Raw genomic sequence first — 18,869 nt, 5'->3', positions numbered from 1 at the left:
CGAGAGGGGTTGACGCCAAGCAAACACAAGGTTATTAATTGGATCTGCCGCCGAAACGGTGGCACGCCAAAAAGATGTAAGTCAAACGGAAAAAACAAACAGCCCCCGGGGGGGATCCGAAGATCTCCCCACGGGGGCTGCTCAAGGGTGCCGGCGACGGCCTACTCTCCCGCGAGCTCTCGCCCGGAGTACCATCGGCGCTATCAGGCTTAACGACCGTGTTCGGGATGGGAACGGGTGTGGCCCTGACGCTCTAGTCGCCAGCGAATCGTGCACGCAAGTGTTGCGCGGATTCGACAAACGGGGTGGTGTGATCGTAGGGGATCGGTCGCCTTTCGGGCGAGGCCGATCCATGACAAGCGTGTGCTCTGCGGAATTCCTGTGCCCCACTTGGGAAACCCCAAGGGGGTAAGTCAAGCCACACGGGCGATTAGGACAGCTGCGCTCGGAACGTCTCGCGACGCTTCCACGTGCTGCCTATCGACGGAGTCGTCTCCTCCGGCCCTTCAGGGAGCTCAAGGCTCCAGGGAGAATTCATCTTGGGGGGCGCTTCCCACTTAGATGCGTTCAGCGGTTATCGCCACCGATCATCGCTACCCGGCGGTGCCACTGGCGTGACAGCCGGGACACGAGCGGATCGTCCGACTCGGTCCTCTCGTACTAAAGTCCGCTCCCCTCAATTCTCCAACGCCCACGACGGATACAGACCGAACTGTCTCACGACGTTCTGAACCCAGCTCATGTGCCACTTTAACCGGCGAACAGCCGGACCCTTGGGACCTTCTCCAGCCCCAGGATGTGACAAGCCGACATCGAGGTGCCAAACCGCGCCGTCGATATGAACTCTCGGGCGCGATAAGCCTGTTATCCCCAGCGTACCTTTTATCCGTTGCGCGATAGCCGATCCACACCGGGCTACCGGATCACTACGGCCGACTTTCGTCTCGGCTCGACCCGTCGGTCTCGCCGTCAGGCTGGCTTCTGCCGTTACACTCTATAAGCGCGATTACCGACCGCGCTGAGCCAACCTTCGCGCGCCTCCGTTACTCTTTCGGAGGCGACCGCCCCAGTCAAACTGCCCACCTGCCACGGTCCCGGATCGGGTTTGCCGACCGCGGTGAGGCGTTCACACAGCACAGGGTGGTATTTCACTGATGCCTCCCCGAAAGCTAGCGCCTCCGGCTCAACGGCTCCCACCTATGCTACACAGTCCTATGCAAACGCCAATGACAAGCTACAGTAAAGGTGCATGGGGTCTTTTTGTCCTGTCGCGGGGACTCGGAATCCTCACCGAGACTGCTATTTCGCCGAGCGCGTGGTCGAGACAGTGCCCAAGTCGTTACGCCATTCGTGCAGGTCGGAACTTACCCGACAAGGAATTTCGCTACCTTAGGACCGTTATAGTTACGGCCGCCGTTTACCGGGGCTTCGGCTCAAAGCTTCGGGCTTGCGCCCTAACCTCTCCCCTTAACCTTCCGGCACCGGGCAGGCGTCAGTGCGTATACGGCGCCTTACGCGGCTTGGCACGCACCTGTGTTTTTGCTAAACAGTCGCTTGGGCCGATTCTCTGCGGCCTGCTCGAGCGACCAGCGCGAAGCTGGCTACCAAAGCAGGCATCCCTTCTTCCGAAGTTACGGGATCATTATGCCGAGTTCCTTGACCACGTTTCACTCGTTCACCTGAGGCTACTCGCCTTGCCCACCTGTGTCGGTTTGCGGTACGGACATCTCATACCCTCCCCAGTCCGCTTTTCTTGCCTGCTGACTCCACACGACTTGGCTCGGAGTTGCCCCCTTGCCTCGTACTCAGGTCTCGGCTTGCGCCTACGCCCTTGAACGACCATCCACAAAGTCGCTCGCGCTTCGTTCCAGGGTCCCGGACTGCTTCAACGGATATAAGATGGGGCCGGAATCTTGACCGGCTATCCATCGACTACGCCTCTGGGGCCTCGCCTTAGGGTCCGCCTCACCCTGCGCTGATTGCCATGGCGCAGGAATCCTTGGGCTTACGGTGTGCGGGGTTCTCACCCGCATTTGCGCGTACTTAATCCGGCATCCTCACTTCCCGTCGCTCCATGGGTTGGTTTCCACCCCCACTTCAACGCACCGGGAACGCTCCCCTACCCCTCATACAAAGTATGAAGACCAAGCTTCGGCGGGCTGCTTAATCCCGACCATTCTCGGCGCCATCACGCTGGACTGGTGAGCTATTACGCACTCTTTCAAGGAATGGCTGCTTCTAAGCCAACCTCCCAGTTGTCTCTGCACGACGACATCCTTCGCTATACTCAGCAGCCACTTCGGGGCCTTAGCTGTGGTTCTGGGTTCTTTCCCTCTCGCCGCTGGACATTATCGCTCAGCGACTGCCTCCCGAGGTCCGTTCGTCAGGTATTCGGAGTTTGGTAGGGGTTGGTAGGGTCTACGACCCCCCGCGCCCTTCCAGTCGCTCTACCCCCTGCGAATACGCCTCGAGGCTCTACCTCAATAGATTTCGGGGAGAACCAGCTATCTCCAGGCTTGATTGGCCTTTCACCCCTACCCACAAGTCATCCGAATGGTTTTCAACCCACACCGGTTCGGGCCTCCACTAAGTGTTACCTCAGCTTCACCCTGCTCATGGGTAGATCGCCCTGGTTTCGGGTCGTACCCCCAGATACTCATGCGCCCTCGTGACAGGACTCGCTTTCGCTGTGGCTCCGGTGCTGAGCACCTTAGCCTCGCATCTGAGGAGTAACTCGCCGGATCATAATGCAAAAGGCACGCAGTCAGCCGTGACGCCTTGCGACGCCCAGCCTCCTACCGCTTGTAAGTATGTAGTTTCAGGATCTCTTTCACTCCCCGCACAGGGGTGCTTTTCACCTGTCCCTCACGGTACTCGTCCACTATCGGTCACAGAGGAGTCTTTAGGCTTGGAGGGTGGTCCCCCCGGGTTCACGCCCGATTACTCGGGTCGGGCGTTACTCAGGAACTCAACTACGACAACTACTAGGTTTCTCCTACCGGGCTATCACCGTCTCTGGCGCGCCGTTCCAGGCGACTTCGAATACCGTTCCCTGCCGCGTCCGTTGGTCCTACAACCCCGATCCCACAAGGAGATCGGTTTGGCCTGTACCCCGTTCGCTCGCCACTACTGAGGGCATCTCGTTTGATTTCTCTTCCTCAGGGTACTTAGATGTTTCAGTTCCCCTGGTTCGCTCCACTTGCGTGGTGACGCGCCTCGCGGCACGCCGGGTTTCCCCATTCGGGCATCGCGGGATCAAAGCGTGTGTGCCGCTCCCCCGCGCTTATCGCAGCTTACCGCGCCCTTCATCGCCTCTCTGTGCCCAGGCATCCCCTACATACTTTCGTTCGCTTGACTCTTTCCCTCTTTCAAGCAAAGCACGCGCTATTTTGAACGAGTGAGCGTGTAACAGACGACGTCTTGCGACGCCAATCGGTACTACATGTTACTACGTCTCACTGAGGTTCTTCGTCCTAGCTGCATCCCCCCTGGCCTGTAGCCACAGAGAATGCAGTAGTACCCACGATCACTACCACGTCCGTTGTCAAATAGCGTGATTCCCCCCCGTTGCCGGGCGGAAATCAACAATCAAAAATAAGATCGGGATGTGCAGAGCGGACGACTATCATCCGGGACTTTCAGCCTGCCACCGCTCGCGCGGTCGGCCTACTCGTCGCTCCGGAAAGGAGGTGATCCAGCCGCAGGTTCCCCTACGGCTACCTTGTTACGACTTCGCCCCAGTCACTGCGCTCGCCTTAGGCGGCTTGGTCCCTTGCGGGTTCCGGCACCGACTTCGGGCGCTCACAGCTTCCATGGCGTGACGGGCGGTGTGTACAAGGCCCGGGAACGTATTCACCGTGGCGTCGCTGATCCACGATTACTAGCGATTCCAGCTTCATGCCGTCGAGTTGCAGACGACAATCCGAACTGAGGCTGGCTTTAGGGATTGGCTCCGTGTTGCCACTTCGCAGCCCTCTGTACCAGCCATTGTAGCACGTGTGTAGCCCCAGACGTAAGGACCATGATGACTTGACGTCGTCCCCACCTTCCTCCGGTTTGGCACCGGCAGTCCCCCTAGAGTCCCCGCCATCACGCGCTGGTAACTAAGGGCAAGGGTTGCGCTCGTTGCGGGACTTAACCCAACATCTCACGACACGAGCTGACGACAGCCATGCAGCACCTGTGAATGAACTCCGAAGAGGGGCCCCTGTTTCCAGAGGCTTTCTCATCCATGTCAAGCCTGGGTAAGGTTCTTCGCGTTGCGTCGAATTAAACCACATGCTCCACCGCTTGTGCGGGCCCCCGTCAATTCCTTTGAGTTTCAGCCTTGCGGCCGTACTCCCCAGGCGGGGGACTTAATGCGTTAGCGCCGGCACTCGAGGGGTCGCTCCCCCAAGCACCTAGTCCCCATCGTTTACGGCGTGGACTACCAGGGTATCTAATCCTGTTTGCTCCCCACGCTGTCGCGCCTCAGTGTCAGCTACTGCCCAGCAGGCCGCCTTCGCCACCGGTGTTCTTCCGGATCTCTACGCATTCCACCGCTACACCCGGAATTCCACCTGCCTCTACAGTGCTCAAGTCCACCAGTTCGCACGGCAGACCTGGGGTTGAGCCCCAGGCTTTCACCGCACGCTTAGCAGACCACCTACGCGCCCTTTACGCCCAGTGATTCCGGACAACGCTCGCACCCTCCGTATTACCGCGGCTGCTGGCACGGAGTTAGCCGGTGCTTCCTCACTCGGTACCGTCAGAGCCCTCGAAAAGGCTTGTTCGTCCCGAGCAACAGGGGTTTACACACCGAAATGCTTCATCCCCCACGCGGCGTCGCTGCGTCAGCCTTGCGGCCATTGCGCAATATTCCCCACTGCTGCCTCCCGTAGGAGTCTGGGCCGTATCTCAGTCCCAATGTGGCTGGCCATCCTCTCAGACCAGCTACCCGTCAATGCCTTGGTAGGCCGTTACCCCACCAACTAGCTGATAGGCCGCGAGCTCCTCGTACTCCCCCGGAGGTTTCCTTGTCAAGCGATGCCACTCGACAAGCGTATGCGGTATTACCCGGCCGTTGGGCCGGCTATCCCCCAGAGTACGGCAGATTGCTCACGTGTTACGCACCCGTTCGCCGGTTACCCTTGCGGGCCCCCGTGACTTGCATGTGTTAAGCACGCCGCCAGCGTTCGTCCTGAGCCAGGATCAAACTCTCCAATAGTTTTACCTCTTGGAGCCTTTTGATAGGCTCTTCCTCGCGATCCGCCCAAAGGCGATCGCTCGGAATCACTTAATGAATTCAGGTTGATCTCTCGCTGCAGCCCTGATCAGCCGCAGGTCATTGAGACCGCCCCGCACATCCATCGATCTTATCTTCGATTGTCAAACAGCGTTTTCTAACTGCTCGCAACCCCTTGGGGCTGCGTTCATCCAACTGCAAGCTCAATCGCCATATCATTCCACCGATTGAACTGACAGCGTGATGACACCCTCTCCGTACCGTCGCTCCGCATCGCTGGCATGGGCCACCGGGCCTGGCGCGGACGAGCGGAGCGGAATTGGGAGAGGCCGCAGTCGTGCCTCCTCGTCGTCAGTACCACTGGCAGGGTAGGACCCGCGCCAGGCACCGGACCATTGCTCGGGTTAGCGGGTATCTTCTTCCCGGATCCCGAAGGAGACTCCGCTATGGCAATTCGACGCACCGCGGCAGGAGCGGCACTGCTCCTCTCCGCTTTGGCAGCAAGCCCGGTCTCTATGCCTGCCCAGCCGGCCAGTAGAGACTATCTGCTGGGGCGCCCCAAGGCTTCCCTCAGTCTGCGAATCGGCGCCGCCCGTCCAAGTGCCTCAAACGGCGTCTTTGCGTTCGCCGCCAAAGAACTCACGCTGAGTCCCAACGACTATACGGCGCTCAATGTTGGCGCCGATATCGGTGTGCCAATCACCCAACGGGTGGAATTGCAGCTCTCCGCGGCCACGGCTGGGCGTCGCGCGGAGTCCGAATACCGCAATTTCATCGGTGGGGATGATCTCCCTATCGAGCAGGCAACCCGGCTCCGTCGTGTACCACTCAGCCTTGGGGTTCGCTACAACATCGTGCCCGCAGGACGCGCCGTCGGCCGTCTCGCCTGGGTGCCGGCAAAGCTGGTGCCGTATGTCGCCGCCGGTGGTGGCGCCATGTGGTACAAGTTCCAGCAGGAAGGGGAATTCGTCGACTTCCAGTCCGTGAATCTCAACGTCTTCCGCGCCAAGCTGGAGGCGAAAGGATGGGCCCCGCTGGGTTACGCCGCCACCGGCTTCACCTGGTCGCTGCTGCCAGCGGTAGCGCTCAATACGGAACTGCGGTACGATCACTCACAGGCGCCAATGCAAGGCGACTATACCGGCTTTGACAAAACGGCCATCTCAGGCGTCGGTCTCACGACTGGCTTTCAGTTCCGTTTCTGAGACCCAATCTCATGTCGCTCACAGCTGTGCGTTCCCTTTTCGGAGCAACCGTCATGTCTCGCTCACACGCACTCCGATGGATCGTCGGGCCAGCCACCACCTTGGCCCTACTGATGGCGCCGGCGTCGGCCGCCTCGGCCCAGAGTGGTAGTCGAATCGATCCCCGTTTTCAGCCGTGGATCGGTTGCTGGCGCACGATGGACGGAGGCGTCGGCCTCGAAGAACTCGACGGCGACAAGCAGCCAACCCGCGCGTGTGTCGTTCCCAGCAGTACAACGCGAGGCACGGTGGACATCGTGCTCTTCCATCGCGATTCACTCATGTCGCGCATGACCGTACCGGTGCCTGGCTCGACGTACGCCCGAAAGGTCGATGAATGTGAGGGCGACGAAACCGCCATGTGGGCCGCGGATGACACCCGATTGATCCTCCGGGCTGAACTGACCTGTTCCCGCGGCGTCAAGCGCGTGGAAACTGGGATGATGTCCATGAATCCGGCGGGGCAGTGGGTGCAGTTTCAGCATCTCGCCGTTGGCAAGAACGAGGCGACCACCGTGTCGCGCTTCCGCTTTGAAGGGGATAGCGCTCTGCCCGCCGGTTTGTCGGCGGGCACCCTGCGCTCTACCCGAGCACTGCGACTGTCTACGGGAGCACCGATCAGCACGGACGCGGTGGTCAGTGTCGCGACCAACGTGCCGGCGAGTTTGGCAGAGGCGTGGCTCGCCGAGCTCGGACAGCAGTTTGCCCTCGATGGCAAGACGCTCATTCGGCTGGCGGATCGTGGTGTCCCGTCACGCGTTATTGATGTGATGGTGGCGTTGGCCAATCCGGAGCGCTTCCAACTCGGCCCCTCAGTGGTCACACCGCAAGGGGCAGGACTTGGCCCCGACATCGTCGCGTCACGCAACGGTCTGCGTCAGCGCGGTGTGCAATCCCGATGCGCCTTGATGGATGATTTCTGTTACGGCCCTGGCGGTATGGGCGCGTGGGGGCTCGGCTATCGGTTTGGCATGTTCGATCCGTGGGGATGGGGGTTCAACAGCCCCTACGGCGGGAATTGGGGAATGAACTACGGCTTCAATCAGTTTTCACCGTGGGGCAACGGCTGGGGAAATGGTTGGGGTAACGGTGTCTTTTACGGTGGTGGGCCGGTGATGATTATCCCGAACCCAGGCACCGGAAGTGGCGGTGGGGTTCCCACGGTCCGAGGGCGTGCGGTGAACGGTGGCGGGTATACCCGGGCAGACCCGTATGCAGGGTCAGGCGCTGGCACTGGTGGGGCAACGTATACGCCACCGGCCAGCTCCGGCGGTACGGGTGGTGGCGCGGGAAGCTCCTCGGGCGGCGGATCGGACGGTGGCGGTCGCACCGCGAAGCCGCGTCCCCCCGGCGGACGCTAATCCGATCTGCAATACAAGGAACGAGGGGCGACCAGCATTGGTCGCCCCTCGTTGCGTTGTGCGGGTGGCGACAACGGCCACATCGTTTACGGCGCAGCGGTTTGCGCGCCGTGGACCTCACGACCCAACTCCACGATGTCGCCCACGAGCGCCGTCATGTCGTCAATGGTACTGCGATGGTTCACATGTGCGACGCGAATGGCGAATTGGCCGTCGACAATCGTGCTCGAGGGCATCGCGATCCCCCGTTCCTGCAACCGCGAAAGCAACTCGCGGTTGAGTGCATCGAGGCGATCCGAAGAGAGAGACGCGCTGCCGTGAATGATTGGCCGATACCGGAAGCAGACGATATTGAGTGGAGCAGGCGCCAGCCGTTCCAGTTCAGGATGCGCATCAATCTGTGAGACCAGCGCACGCACTTGGTGGACATTCTGCGCGATGATGCGCCCCAGCTTGTCAACGCCATCTGCCTGCAGCTGCATCCACACCTTGAGGGCCTTGAACCCTCGGGTCAGATCCAAGCCGCGTTCGTTGAAATACATGCCGCCCGCAGTTGGGCCACGATCGCTCGGCGTGAGATAGCTGGCACTATTGTGGAACGCGGCGTGATGAGCGGCGGCGTCCCGAACCAGCACGCAGGCGCACTCAAAGGGCATCGACCCCCACTTATGGAGATCGAACGCCAATGAATCGGCCCGTTCCATGCCGGCCACTTGCTCGCGGACAAGAGGAGAGAGCGCGGCCAGGGCACCAAATGCGCCGTCGACATGAAACCAGAGCGCTTCGTTGGCACACAGATCGGCCAACGCGTTCAGGTCGTCGGTGGCCCCGGTGTTCACCGTACCAGCCGTGCCAATGACGCAGAACGGCATGAGCCCCGCCGCACGGTCGGCCGCAATCATGTCCTTCAACAGCTCATGCTGCATCGTGAAGTCAGGACGCACCGGCACCTGGCGAAAAGCGCGAACGCCAAGCCCAAGCCATTCCGCCGCCTTTTGCGCCCACCCATGGGTTTCCCGGGACCCATAGAACACCAGTGGCGCTTGCGCCTGCTCACCTGGCCAGGACTGCACGCCCTCACTGCGCACGTCGTGCCCACGAAGGTGGGCGATGGTCACTCGTGCACAAGCAAGCGCGTGCACGTTGGCCATGGTCCCGCCAGTCACAAACAATCCGCTCGCTCCCTCCATGCCAAACCACTCAGCAAACCAGGCAATGACCTGTCGCTCCACCATGGCGGGCGCATGGTTGAACCCGCCCATATGAGGGTTCATGCCCGATGCGAGCATATCGGCCAGCATCGCCAGCGGAGTCCCATTGCCTTGCACCCAGCCAAAGAAGCGGGGGTGCCAATTGCCGAGTCCGTAGGGGAGGATGTGGGTGCGGAATAGTTCATAGGCCGCAGCGGCCCCCACACCGTGCTCCGGCCCGTCCTTCTGAAAGAGGGGACGTTTGGCCGGTGGGAGAGGGCGCCAGACGGGCGTATGGGGTAGCGCCTGCTGGGCATCGATGAGGTCATCCAGCATGCGATGCCCCAGCGTGCGCAGGGCCGCCCAGTCGGTGTCTGTGTCTGGGTCGAACGTGACGCGCGTGGTGGCGTCGCGCGGCGGGTTGGAAGGGGTAGCGGCCATAGCAGCAAAGATAGACAGGTGGCGTCCCGCGTTGTCATGAGCCGATGCGCGTTGGCGCGGTACCGTGCTGGGCGGCGAAGCACGGTAGAGTGGCTGTTCCCTTCGCGATGCGTCGCGATTTCTTCTGCCACGGGAGCCCACGGTGTCGTTCACGACTAGCCAGTCCACCCAACCTCGTCTTAAGATCAAAGAGCTTCCATCTGCTGAAAGGCCGAGGGAGCGACTGCGGATGCTCGGTGCGCAAGCGCTGAGTACTGCGGAACTGCTGGCGACGCTGCTGGGGTCGGGAAACCGAGGGGTGTCGGCGCTTGCCTGTGCGCAGGTGATTTTTGAGCAGAGTGGTGGGTCGCTGGGACGGCTTGCCTCAATGCCCATGGCGACGCTGACGCGGGTGCAAGGGGTTGGACAGGCGCGGGCGGCGGCCGTACAGGCGGCACTTGAGCTTGGGCGGCGGATGGCCGGGGAAGCACGGGAGGCGGGACAGCCGCTGCGCAGCCCGCGCGATGTTGCCGCGGTCTATGCACCGCGACTGCAGGATGCGCCGGTGGAGGAGTTCCATGTCGCTATCCTTGATGCGCAGCATCGCCTGGAACGGGATGTGCTGGTTACGCGGGGGCTTCTCAACTCCTCACTGGTGCATCCACGCGAGGTGTTTCGGGAGGCTATTGCCGAACGAGCAGCGGCAGTGATACTGGTTCATAACCACCCGAGTGGTGATCCCACGCCCAGTGCGGAGGATCGGGCGGTGACGGAGCAGTTGGTGGCTGCGGGGCGATTGCTGGACATACCGGTGCATGATCACGTGATTGTGGGCCGCGGACGATACGTAAGCTTTGCGGAGGCAGGACTGTTGTGACGACGATTGCGCTGCACGACATGATTCCGGGGTTCGGGCCGGGCGCCGATGGCGCCTATGATCGGCTCGACCACGATCTGCTCGTGCGCGCCTACAAGTTTTCCGATGTGGCGCACGCCGGTCAGGTCCGCCACTCGGGGGAACCGTACGTCTCCCACTGTGTGGAGGTGGCGCGCATTCTGGCGGACCTCCAGCTGGACACCACCACGGTTGCCTGTGGCTTGCTTCACGACATCGTCGAGGACACGGATATCACGGTCGAGGATGTCTCCCGTGAGTTCGGGGTGGAAGTGGCGCAGATCGTGGACGGGTTGACCAAGATTGCCAATCTGCCCATGTCGTCCCGGGAAGAGCGGCAGGTGGAGAACTACCGCAAGCTGCTGCTCTCCATCGCGAAAGACGCCCGCGTCATTCTCATCAAGTTGGCCGATCGCCTGCACAATATGCGGACGCTTGATTGGCTCGCTCCCGAAAAACGTCGACGCATTGCGCAGGAAACGCGCGATCTGTATGCCCCGCTGGCCCACCGTTTCGGTATGGCCAAGGTGCGCTGGGAGCTTGAGGACCTGGCGTTCAAGCATCTTGAACCGGAGGCGTACAAGACGCTGGCCAAACTGGTTGCGGCCAAGCGTGGAGAGCGTGAAGCGCTCATTGGCCAGATGCGTGAGCCGTTGGAGAAGCGACTTACGGAGGCGGGGATCGCGGATGTCGAAGTCACGGGGCGCCCCAAGCACCTGTGGTCGATCTTCAAGAAGATGCAGCAGCGAGATCGCCCGTACGAGGATATCTACGATCTGCTGGCCATTCGCGTCATCGTCCCCAACGTCCTGGAGTGTTATCACGCGTTGGGCGTGATCCACGACGGCTGGACACCGGTGCAGGAGCGCATCAAGGATTATATCGCACAGCCAAAGAGCAACGGCTATCAGTCGCTCCACACGACGGTGTTCGGTCCTGGTCGGCAGCTGTTCGAAATTCAGATCCGTACGCGCGATATGCATCGTACTGCGGACTTCGGTATCGCGGCGCATTGGCTGTACAAGGAGAATTCGCGCAGCGCCGATGAACTGGACAAGCAGCTGGCGTGGTTCCGCCAGGTGCTTGAGTTGCAGCTCGATGCGGAGACGCCCGGGGAGTTCCTCGAGTTTCTCAAGCTCGACTTGTATCAGGACGAGATTTTCGTCTTTACCCCGACCGGCGACGTGATTCAGTTGCCCAAGGGGGCGACGCCGCTGGACTTCGCCTTTGCGGTGCACTCGCAGGTTGGTGCCCATTGTGCCGGCGCGAAGGTGAACGGTCGGATTGCCCCCCTCTCGCGTGAGCTCAAAAACTCGGAGACGGTGGAGATTCTCACCAATCCGAATGCAAAGCCCAGTCGCGATTGGCTCGCGCATGTGCGCACGGGCAAGGCCCGACACAAGATCCGCCAGCTGCTGCGCCTTGAAGAACATTCCTCGGCCATGCGCCTGGGCAAGGAAATCCTCGAGCGCGAACTGCGCCGTCGCCGTTTGCCCAAGGCGGATGAGCAGGATTTGTATCCCATTGCGCGGTTGCTCAAGCTCAAGGATGCGCCCCATCTCATTGCCAGCGTGGGCGCCGGCGACGTGCATGTCTTGCAGGTCCTCAAGCTGCTACACCCGTTGCTCGATACCACGCCGGAGCAGGCGGAGAAGCCGAGCACCCTCGAGCGCATTGTCGATCGGGTCCGAGGAACCGGGAAGGGCATTCGCATTCAGGGCGCAGACGGGCTGCTGGTTCGCTACGCCCAGTGTTGTCAGCCGGTTCCAGGCGACCGGGTGGTTGGCTATGTCACGCGTGGGCGCGGCGTCAGCATCCACCGCGGTGACTGCCCCAATCTGCTGCTGCTGGCCCACGAGCCGGAACGCCGCCTGGATATCGACTGGCAGGAAATGGCCGGTGAGCGTTTTGTCGTACGGCTCGCGTTGGAGGGCAATGACCGGCGCGGGCTATACGCTGATGTCGCAGCGGCCGTCAGTGCGACCGGTACGGACATCAAGAGCCTCGAGCTCAAGACAACCGATGGCAAAGTGTCAGGCTCAGCCATGGTGGAAGTGGAGAACCTGGCGCATCTCGAACGGATCATGAAGGCGGCTCGGCGCGTGAAGGGCATCGCGGTCGTGAGCCGGCGCGAGAAGATCACCGCCGAGGACTAGCAGTTCGAACGCCCGATGCCGGGCGCAGCGGTTGCGGCCTGTTGCCGGAAAGGGATACCGAAGAAATGCCGATGAGCGCTATATTCCGGCAATGAGCTCATTGTATCGCCTGCATTCGCCATTTTCGCCCGCCGGCGATCAGCCGCGCGCCATTGCGGAACTCAAATCCGGGCTGCATCGCGGCGATCGGATCCAGACGTTGCTCGGCGTCACGGGCTCCGGCAAGACCATGACGATTGCCAACGTCATTGAGGAATGGGGGCGGCCCACGCTCGTGCTGTCGCACAACAAGACGTTGGCGGCGCAGTTGTACGGGGAACTGAAATCGTTCTTTCCGAACAATGCGGTCGAGTACTTCATCTCGTACTACGACTACTATCAGCCCGAAGCCTACGTCCCCTCAAGCGATACATACATCGAGAAGGACGCCAGCATCAACGAAGACATTGATCGGCTGCGCTTGCGGGCAACGTCGTCGCTGATGGAACGAGAAGATGTGGTGATCGTGTCCACGGTATCGGCCATCTATGGCCTGGGTGATCCGGTATCCTATCGCGAGCGCATGGTGTCGTTGGCGCGCGGGCAACAGATCCCGCGCGACGATATTCTGCGCGCTCTGGTCGGCATTCAATATCTGCGTAATGATGTCGCCTTCGATCGCGGCACGTTTCGCGTGCGTGGCGATACCGTGGAGATCTATCCGGCCTACGAGGAACAGGCGGTACGGCTGGAGCTGTGGGGCGACGAAATCGAGCGCATTTCCAAGATCGATCCGGTCACTGGAGATACAATAGCCACGCTGGAGCGCATGGCGATCTATCCGGCGAAGCACTTCATTACCAATCGTCCCACGATTGAGCGGGCGTCAAAGGCCATTCGCGACGAATTGGCGGAGCGCCTGGCCGAGCTGCGGATGGCTGGGAAGTTGCTCGAGGCACAGCGACTGGAGCAGCGCACCAATTTCGATCTGGAGATGTTGGCGGAAATCGGGACCTGTGCTGGCATCGAAAATTATTCGCGGCACATCAGCGGGCGACAGTCGGGCGAACGTCCGGCGTGTTTGCTGGATTATTTCCCGGATGATTTTCTGGTCGTGGTGGACGAATCGCACGTCACGCTGCCGCAGGTGCGTGCGATGTACAATGGCGACCGGGCGCGCAAGCTCACGCTGGTTGACTACGGGTTCCGTTTGCCGAGTGCCTTGGACAATCGACCGCTGGTGTTCGATGAGTTCATGCAACTCGTGCCGCGGCTCATCAATGTGTCCGCCACCCCGGGGGAGCTGGAGTTGCAGCTGTCTGAGGGGGTCGTGGTAGAACAGGTCATCCGTCCTACGGGACTTCTCGATCCGGTGCTCGAGGTCCGACCGGTGAAGGGGCAGGTGGATGATCTGCTGCACGAGATTCACGTGCGCGAGCGGAAGGGTGAACGGGTGCTGGTCACCACGCTGACCAAGCGCATGTCGGAGGATCTCACGGACTACCTGCAGCAGATGGGCGTTCGGGTGCGCTACATGCATTCGGACATCGATGCCATTGAGCGCATGGAGATCGTCCGTGGTCTTCGCCTCGGCGAGTTCGATGTGTTGGTGGGGATCAATCTGTTGCGCGAAGGACTCGATATGCCGGAGGTCTCCCTGGTAGCCATCCTTGATGCCGATCAGGAAGGATTTTTGCGCAGTGATCGCTCGCTCATCCAGACCATTGGGCGCGCGGCGCGCAATTTGCACGGCAGAGCGATTCTCTATGCCGATCGCATTACCGGCTCCATGCAGCGCGCCATGGATGAAACCGATCGTCGGCGTACCATTCAGCATGAGCACAACGTGGCGCACGGCATTGTGCCGACCGGGGTCAGCAAGAGCGTGGACGAAGTGCGATTCATTACGCGCGTGGCCGATGCTCGTGTGGAACGTGAAGGGGAGGCGCCGGCGCCCAAGCGCTTGAAGAGCGAGAGCACCGCGCGTTCCCGCCCCGAACTGGAGCAGTTGGTTGGGGAGTTGGAAGTGGCCATGCGGGAGGCCGCGACGGCATTGGACTTTGAGGCGGCGGCACGATTGCGCGATCAGCTGTTTGAGGTGCGCACCGCGCTGGGGGAGAAGCCGGCGCAAGCGCGTGGCAATACGGCGGCGCCCAAGCGACCGCCAGGCAGTGCGCCCATGCGTCGGGCGGGAGGAAAGCGTGGGCGCTGAGCCGTTGAGTCACGCCCTCGAACATCTGCTGGCCCGTGGGGCGCCGCGCTCTCCCGATCGTGATTCACTTGAAGCGTGGGGGAAGGCGGTTGGGGCGGCGTTGCCGCGCCCCGCGATCATCGCACTCGAGGGAGATCTCGGGGTCGGCAAAACGACGTTGGCGAAGGCGTTGTGCGCTGGTATTGGCGTCCCGAATCTGGCGGCCGTCACCAGCCCAACCTTCTCGCTGGTGCAGCAATATGAGGCGCCGAGAGGGCCGGTCGTTCACGTTGACCTGTATCGTCTCAAGAGCGACGCCGAACTGGATGCGCTTGGCTGGGACGAGCTGATGGCATCCGCGGCCGTGCTGTTGGTGGAGTGGCCGGAGCGAGCGCTTCACACCCTGCCGCACGACGTCATCACCATCACGTTGTCACATGACGCCACCGACCCCATGCGGCGCGTGCTGCGCGTGGTGTCACCCACCCGGCGCTAATCGTCATCGCGCGAGCCGGACCACAGGTGGGTAGTCTGGGGCCGCCTGTTCGTCCCGTTGGTTTGGTAACCTGAGCGTCCGATACTCGTTACTTGAGAGACCCGCGCCACGCGGGACGGGCCTTAGATGACCGGTGATCGTGCCACGACTGACTCCGAAACCTTCTGCGGCGATTGGTGCCGGCCGCGTCGGCACGGTGCGATTGGCCGACGTCATTGCTGCGTTGACGTACGCCCTGGACCTCACTGAAGGGCAGCGACCGGGGCACACGCTGCGCAGCACGTTGCTGGCGATGCGCCTTGGGGAGGCCGCGGGATTAGGGCGCGCCGAGCTGGAGGCGTTGTACTATGCGGCACTCCTGAAGGACTCCGGCTGTTCCAGCAATGCCGCGCGCATGTCGGCCTTGTTTGGCAGTCCCGATCAGGAGCTCAAGCGAAACATGCGTCTGGTGGACTGGCACGATCGCTGGACGCTGGCCATGCGAACGGCGAGGAGCTGCGGGGTAGGGCTCAACCCGGTGCATCGCATTCGCCACTTCCTCATGGTCGCGCAAACACCAACGCTGACCCGGGACATCATTCAGACGCGGTGTGAGCGTGGCGCGCAGATCGCGCAGGTGCTCGGGTTCCCGGCGGCGACCTCGGAAGCCATTCTGTATGTGGATGAACACTGGTGTGGGTTGGGGCATCCTTTCGGCATCGCCGGAGAAGAGATCCCGCTCATGTCCCGCATCATTCTGCTGGCGCAAACCGTGGAAGCATTCTGGAGCGAACAGGGAACGAAGGCCGCCATGGAGATGGCGCGGAAGCGTCGCGGGACGTGGTTTGATCCAACGATGGTGGATCATCTGCTGGCATTCCGTCGCGACGCGGCGTGGTGGTCGCAGCTGGCCGACAGTGAACGACTGGGGGAATCGGTCGTGGCGCTGGAGCCGGGTAGTGCGCCCCTGGTGGCTACCGACGAGCGACTGGACCGCATCGCGTTTGCGTTTGCGGCCGTGATCGACGCCAAGACACCGTTCACGGCGCGGCATTCCACAAACGTGGCACGCTACGCGGTCGGAATTGCTGGTGCGCTTGGCGTGGATGGTGCAGGCTCGCGCGATATGTTGCGTGCGGGACTGTTGCACGACATTGGCAAGCTCGGGGTGTCCAACCGCATCCTCGACAAGCCAGACAAGCTGACCGACGACGAGTTCGCAGAGATTCGCAAACACCCCGCGTGGACGCTGGAGATTCTTGACCACGTGTCGGCATTCCGCCATTTCGCCCCTGATGCGGCACGCCACCACGAGCGATTGGATGGTCGCGGATATCCGTGGCGCGTGGGCGGAGAACAGCTGTCGTTCACGGCCCGCGTCCTTGCAGTGGCCGACGTCTATGAGGCCCTGACGGCCAATCGCCCGTATCGTGATGGCCTGCCCGTTGCCACGGTCGTCGATATCATGGCTCGCGATCGCGGGACCGCGTTTGATCCCCAGGTGTTCGAGGCGGCGGTAGGTCTGGCGGAGACCGGGATTTTTGCCTCCTTGGCGACGGTGACCGAGGATGGATTCGAGCAGCTCCAGGAAGTGATCCCCGTTCAGTCGATAGACTCACGATCCCACCGGGTCGCTTGACGCCGGGGGGTTCGTCGCGGGAGGATGGGGAGGTAGAATCCCTGTGTGCCTTCTCTCTCCTTTACCGCGCCACTGCTCGCCATTGAGGCATCGACCGCCGTCGGGTCGGTTGCACTCTGGCTTGATGGCGGGCTTGCCGGTGTAGAAGTGGTGCCCATGGGCGTTGGCCGTGAGGACCGCCTGTTCCCGGCCATGCAGCATCTGCTGGCGTCCAACGGGCTGAGCCCTCGAGTACTTCAGGGGGTCGTGTGTGGGGAAGGCCCAGGTAGCTTCACGTCGCTGCGCATTGCGGCGTCATTGGCCAAGGGGCTGGCCCATGGAACGGGCTGTGCCTTGTACGCGGTGCCATCGCTCCTCGTGGCAGCAGCCACCGCATCGCCCTCGTTGGCGCCTGGGCGCTATCTGGTGCACGCCGACGCGCTGCGTGGCGAGCGCTATGTGCTCCCCGTCGAGCGGTCCGCGGAAGGCTCGGTATCCCCGTCAGGTCCTTTGGCGCGCATCCCGGCATCACAACTGGAAGCGGCCGGTACGGCGGCTGGGCGGGTGGCGGTGTGTGCCTCTCCCTTTGGGGACGAGCCCTGTATCGTGGAACCGTCCGTTGGGGATCTGGCCGGAGCGCAGGGCCGCTGGCGCGACGAAGCCGTGTCACTCGAGGGATGGGAGCCCATATATGGGCGGCTGGCTGAGGCGCAGGTGAAGTGGGAGGAGTCGCACGGGAAGCCGTTGCCAGACTCGCCAGTCGTGTCGTCGTAACGACCGCGTCCGTGCCATTGGGGCGAGACGGGGCGTCACCGGGGCTGGCCACGGACGGCCTGACGCTTCGGAACATGGCGTCGGCTGATGTGGAAGCGGTGGCTGCCATCGAGGCGGCTTCCTTCAGCGACGCGTGGCCTCCGTCCGCCTTTACCGACCTGTTGCAGCGCGACTACGCGCGCCTGAGGGTTATTGCCGATCCTCACGGGGAGCTGTTGGGCTACTGCATTCTCCTTCGGGCTGCCGATCAGGGAGAAATTGCCAATATCTGTACGGCCCCCGCGGCGCGTGGGCAGGGAATGGGCGGTCGCTTGCTGGATGACGCTCTCACGTGGGCTGATGCGGGAGGGGTGGTCGAGGTGTTTCTCGAGGTGCGTATCTCGAATACGGCCGCCCGCGCCCTGTATACTGCGAGAGGATTCTCAATGGTTGGCCGCCGCCGTGGCTATTATCAGCATCCGACCGAGGATGCCTTGGTGCTCCGCCGCACGCTTCCCGGAGCGACGGAAAGCTCTGCGTAATTACGGGACAATGGGCGAGTTTCCGGTCACGCATTGTCAGACCGGTTCCTGTATTATCCGGTCGTTCGATACCACATCAGCAGTTCATTCGATTTTCGAGGAGGCATCGTGAGCCGCAGCTTGAACAAGGCCATTCTGATTGGCAACGTCGGGAGTGATCCCGAAATCCGCACCGTAGGAACCGGTGGCCGCGTGGCGACGTTCTCGCTGGCCACGGGCCGGCAGTGGACGGACCAGACGGGCAACAAGCAGGAAAAGACCGAGTGGCACCGCTGCGTGGTGTGGAACAGTGCGCGCGGCAGCGGCCTGGCCGACGTGGTGGAGAAGTACGTCAAGAAGGGCGAAAAGATCTACGTGGAAGGGGAGATCGAATATCGTCAGTGGCAGGACAAAGAGGGGCAGACGCGCTACACCACCGAAATCAAGGTTAAGGAGTTGATGCTCCTGGGCGGGGGCGGTGGGCGTTCCGGCGGCATGGGCGACGACATGGACTCTGCGCCTCGTCGGGCTCCGGCACCGTCGGCGCCCCGCAAGGCGGCCGCTCCAGCGGCAGGCGGCGATGATTTCAATGACTTCCCCGGTGCGCTCGCCGACGAAGACGACGATTTGCCGTTCTGATCTGCAGAAGCAGGTCCCATAACGCCCGGGGATCCGGCGTTATGGAAGTGCCACCAATGAAATGATCCAGGCCAGCGGCGGTGGGATTGGCTCGTTACCCCGTGACGCCGAAGGCGTCTGCGATATGGGGACTTGCATGCGGTGTTGTGCGGGTACCCGCGTCCTGAAATACCGGACGCACAAGACCATCCCTTTGTCGAGGT

11 protein-coding genes and 3 rRNA genes are annotated in these 18,869 nt (G+C 62.0%); 10 read left to right on the top strand and 4 right to left on the bottom strand.

The annotated features are described in order from the left end of the window. Positions 1–148: 148 nt before the first annotated feature. The 3 genes from rrf to GEMMAAP_RS10285 form a co-directional block, all read right to left on the bottom strand. Positions 149–265, bottom strand: a 5S ribosomal RNA gene (rrf, locus tag GEMMAAP_RS10295). A 144-nt stretch (positions 266–409) separates the two neighbouring features. Then, positions 410–3,357 (bottom strand): 23S ribosomal RNA (locus tag GEMMAAP_RS10290). Between the two features lie 325 nt (positions 3,358–3,682). Continuing rightward, positions 3,683–5,206, bottom strand: a 16S ribosomal RNA gene (locus tag GEMMAAP_RS10285). Together the 16S, 23S and 5S rRNA genes form the textbook arrangement of a ribosomal RNA operon. A 464-nt stretch (positions 5,207–5,670) precedes the next feature. Between GEMMAAP_RS10285 and GEMMAAP_RS10280 the strand changes: the two genes are divergently transcribed. Continuing rightward, positions 5,671–6,429 carry a hypothetical protein gene (locus GEMMAAP_RS10280; RefSeq protein ID WP_145979089.1) on the top strand — a complete coding sequence of 253 codons (759 nt, stop codon included), beginning with the start codon at positions 5,671–5,673 and terminating at the stop codon, positions 6,427–6,429. Between the two features lie 53 nt (positions 6,430–6,482). After that, positions 6,483–7,829 (top strand): hypothetical protein, encoded by a 1,347-nt coding sequence (locus GEMMAAP_RS10275; protein ID WP_145979088.1) that lies wholly within the window; start codon positions 6,483–6,485, stop codon positions 7,827–7,829. A gap of 86 nt (positions 7,830–7,915) precedes the next feature. Here GEMMAAP_RS10275 and GEMMAAP_RS10270 read toward each other — a convergent pair whose 3' ends face one another. Then, positions 7,916–9,460 (bottom strand): pyridoxal phosphate-dependent decarboxylase family protein, encoded by a 1,545-nt coding sequence (locus GEMMAAP_RS10270; protein WP_043581624.1) that lies wholly within the window; start codon positions 9,458–9,460, stop codon positions 7,916–7,918. 142 nt (positions 9,461–9,602) lie between these two features. On the opposite strand from GEMMAAP_RS10270, the gene radC reads away from it, so the two are divergent. The 8 genes from radC to GEMMAAP_RS10230 all read left to right on the top strand — a co-directional run bounded on the left by radC (position 9,603) and on the right by GEMMAAP_RS10230 (position 18,666). Continuing rightward, a complete protein-coding gene (gene radC / locus GEMMAAP_RS10265; protein ID WP_075071484.1) occupies positions 9,603–10,316 on the top strand; it encodes a RadC family protein in 714 nt (237 codons plus the stop codon). Next, positions 10,313–12,490, top strand: coding sequence for a RelA/SpoT family protein (locus GEMMAAP_RS10260; protein WP_053334459.1), 2,178 nt, complete (start codon positions 10,313–10,315; stop codon positions 12,488–12,490). Before radC ends, GEMMAAP_RS10260 begins: the two co-directional genes overlap by 4 nt. A gap of 91 nt (positions 12,491–12,581) precedes the next feature. Next, positions 12,582–14,681 carry an excinuclease ABC subunit UvrB gene (uvrB, locus tag GEMMAAP_RS10255; protein WP_026850642.1) on the top strand — a complete coding sequence of 700 codons (2,100 nt, stop codon included), beginning with the start codon at positions 12,582–12,584 and terminating at the stop codon, positions 14,679–14,681. Positions 14,682–14,685: 4 nt separating this feature from the next. Further along, the gene (gene tsaE / locus GEMMAAP_RS10250; RefSeq protein ID WP_158514809.1) at positions 14,686–15,156 is read left to right on the top strand and encodes a tRNA (adenosine(37)-N6)-threonylcarbamoyltransferase complex ATPase subunit type 1 TsaE; all 471 of its coding nucleotides are present in this window, start codon (positions 14,686–14,688) and stop codon (positions 15,154–15,156) included. 139 nt (positions 15,157–15,295) lie between these two features. Next, on the top strand, positions 15,296–16,774 hold the full coding sequence (locus GEMMAAP_RS10245) for an HD-GYP domain-containing protein (RefSeq protein WP_145979085.1): 1,479 nt from the start codon (positions 15,296–15,298) through the stop codon (positions 16,772–16,774). Positions 16,775–16,819: 45 nt separating this feature from the next. Then, positions 16,820–17,527 (top strand): tRNA (adenosine(37)-N6)-threonylcarbamoyltransferase complex dimerization subunit type 1 TsaB, encoded by a 708-nt coding sequence (tsaB, locus tag GEMMAAP_RS10240; protein WP_053334462.1) that lies wholly within the window; start codon positions 16,820–16,822, stop codon positions 17,525–17,527. An 11-nt stretch (positions 17,528–17,538) separates the two neighbouring features. Then, positions 17,539–18,048, top strand: coding sequence for a ribosomal protein S18-alanine N-acetyltransferase (rimI, locus tag GEMMAAP_RS10235; RefSeq protein ID WP_082821222.1), 510 nt, complete (start codon positions 17,539–17,541; stop codon positions 18,046–18,048). A 108-nt stretch (positions 18,049–18,156) separates the two neighbouring features. Further along, a complete protein-coding gene (locus tag GEMMAAP_RS10230) occupies positions 18,157–18,666 on the top strand; it encodes a single-stranded DNA-binding protein (protein ID WP_053334464.1) in 510 nt (169 codons plus the stop codon). Positions 18,667–18,869 lie beyond the last annotated feature (203 nt).

It is taken from the genome of Gemmatimonas phototrophica, from assembly GCF_000695095.2.
Taxonomy (GTDB): Bacteria; Gemmatimonadota; Gemmatimonadetes; order Gemmatimonadales; family Gemmatimonadaceae; genus Gemmatimonas; species Gemmatimonas phototrophica.
This window is presented reverse-complemented; position numbering and strand designations above follow the sequence as displayed.